The organism is Bacillus sp. MBGLi79 (assembly GCF_002953915.1).
This window is the reverse complement of the sequence record NZ_CP026521.1, coordinates 4,030,368-4,032,731: the sequence shown is the minus strand read 5'-3', so window position 1 is coordinate 4,032,731 and position 2,364 is coordinate 4,030,368. Positions and strand designations below refer to the sequence as shown.

General features: G+C 43.1%; 4 protein-coding genes. All 4 read right to left on the bottom strand.

From position 1 onward, the window contains the following. Nucleotides 1–85: 85 nt before the first annotated feature. Nucleotides 86–628 (bottom strand): spermidine N1-acetyltransferase, encoded by a 543-nt coding sequence (gene speG / locus C1T29_RS20605; RefSeq protein ID WP_020451574.1) that lies wholly within the window; start codon nt 626–628, stop codon nt 86–88. A gap of 28 nt (nt 629–656) precedes the next feature. Beyond that, the gene (locus tag C1T29_RS20600; RefSeq protein ID WP_020451573.1) at nt 657–974 is read right to left on the bottom strand and encodes a DMT family transporter; all 318 of its coding nucleotides are present in this window, start codon (nt 972–974) and stop codon (nt 657–659) included. Nucleotides 975–976: 2 nt separating this feature from the next. Continuing rightward, nucleotides 977–1,309: a DMT family transporter gene (locus C1T29_RS20595; protein WP_208945543.1), complete on the bottom strand. Its 333-nt coding sequence runs from the start codon at nt 1,307–1,309 to the stop codon at nt 977–979. Between the two features lie 80 nt (nt 1,310–1,389). Continuing rightward, nucleotides 1,390–1,974, bottom strand: coding sequence for a TetR/AcrR family transcriptional regulator (locus C1T29_RS20590; RefSeq protein WP_020451571.1), 585 nt, complete (start codon nt 1,972–1,974; stop codon nt 1,390–1,392). Nucleotides 1,975–2,364 lie beyond the last annotated feature (390 nt).

The window sequence follows — 2,364 nt, the reverse complement described above, 5'->3', positions numbered from 1 at the left end:
TAACACCACCAAAGTTTACGCGGATATCACTGTCGCCGATGCCTTCACTTGGGCAACCTGCAGGAATGGCAGCCATCTCTTTTGTTTATCCTTGCATGCCTTCCTTTTTGCTTTTTTTAAGTGATAAAAATTCATCCTGAAAAATGCACATTCTAATAGCGTTACGATAATAGCCGTCAACGAAAAATTCATCCTGCAGCTCGCTCTCGATTGTGAACCCTGCCTTTTTATACAAGTGAATCGCTTTTGCATTATCTTCGTCGACGATCAAATACAATTTGTGCAAATTCAAAACGGAAAACGCGTAGTTCATCGCCAAATACGTTGCGCTTGACGAATACCCGTTCCCTTGATGCTCGGGATCAATGATGATTTGAAACTCCGCCCGTCTGTGAATATAATCAATTTCGACCAGCTCAACCAATCCGATCATCTCAGTCTCTTTCTCTATGATAAAGCGCCGTTCGCTTTGGTCATGAATGTGTTTGTCAAACAAATCCTGCAGCTCAACAAAAGTCTCATACGGTTCTTCAAACCAATACGACATAATCTTCGCATCGTTGTTAAGACGGTGGACAAACGGAAGGTCTTCTCTTTCGAGCGGACGCAATTTAAGCTGATTGAACATATCAGCAACCTCCAATATAAATTAAAATTTAAGATGATGTAAGGCGCAGGCCGATCACCCCGATTATAATAAAGCCAAGTGAGATGAGCTGCGGAGCGCGAATCCGCTCCTTAAACCAAAATAAGCTGACTGCCGTAATGCCGATGCTGCCGATCCCGGTCCAAACGGCATAGGCAACACCGGCTGAAAGTGCCTGCATGGCTTTCGAAAGGCAGAAAAAAGACAAAGCAAACCCCAATACCATGACAATAATCGGCCATTTTTTTCTTGTGCCGTCTACATATTTCATAGCGATGGCGGCAATGACCTCTTCGATTCCAGAAATCACCAAAAATAACCACGGCATGATCAATCACCCCCTGACTGGGTATTGTTCTCTTTTGTAAACATTTTCATGCCAATAATGCCTCCCAACAGCACGATCAAAAAAAATATTTGCCCTCCTGAAAAGGGTTCGCCCATAAAAACACCCGTCACATATGTGCCGGCCGTTCCGATTCCGACAAATACGGTATAAGCCGACGCCATCGGAATGTTCCTGTAAGATCGTATCAGCATGAGAAAACTTGCCGCGATCAGTACAAAGATCATCAGCCAATCGGCGAAGGAATCCGCATGTTTAAGACCTGAGGCCCAAACCACTTCCAAAAAACCCGCAATAATGACGAGGAGCCACCTCAATGATACCACCCTTCCTGTTGTGAATGAACGTCAGTCATTTTTAGGCCGATAAAAAATGAACAGCTGCAGCCGGTCATTTTTCACTTGGTTCCTATGCTTCTCTTCAGAAAAGTAAATATTTCTTTTTTGAACACACTGAGCTCTTCGTCTTTTTCCGCCCCGATGTAATAACGTTCCGCTGTGTTTTCGACAAAGTTGATAATCGTTCTGGCCGTCCAGCGCACATTGATGTCCGGAATGACCTCGTTTTTCTCAACTGCTTTTTCAATAAGTCCTTCAAGCCAGGAATAATAAGGCTGATAGATCGCCTCCCATTTTTCCATCGAATGGTCAAAGGCAAGACCTGAGTAGCAAAGAACGATAATATCCTGATGAAGTTCCGTCATGTTGAACGTCTCATCGATCATGATGTCCAAGGCGGTCCAGAAAGACATGGTTCCGTCGACCTTGCTCTTAATATGGTCCAAAGAATGTGTCAGAAGATTTTCCGCGATCGCGGGAATCAATGCATTTTTGGATGAGAAATAAAGATAAAAAGTGCCCTGCGCAGTACCTGCTTTTTTCACGATATCTGAAATCGACGCCTTATCCAGCCCCTTTTCAGAAATGACTTCAATGGCCGCCTGCAAAATCTTTTCATATTTCCCGGACGTTTGCTTTGGCATGTTGCAGACCTCCCTAAAAATGAATGACTATCATTCATTTTAGTGGAGCGGCTTTTCATTGTCAACCGGGCGGCGCAGGACTTATTTCCTTAAAATTTCTTTAAAATCCTAAGCATAAGCTGTCTTTGGATATGAATCCCTTTTATACTTTACACATATACCGAAAACAGATGGAGTTGATATTGTTGAAACCGCTGATCAAGCTGGCATGCGGAGCTGCCTCTCTTATCGCAGCCGTCCTCGCAATATGTTTTGCAGTGAAACGGAGCAAAGACAAACAATAGGAATTAGGAAAAGTTCTCAGCAAAGCTTTTCTTTTGCTAAAAGTTTTTTTGTTGATCTCCCTGTTCATTTTAAAGAGAAATGCAATGCATAGTGATCATGAAATCG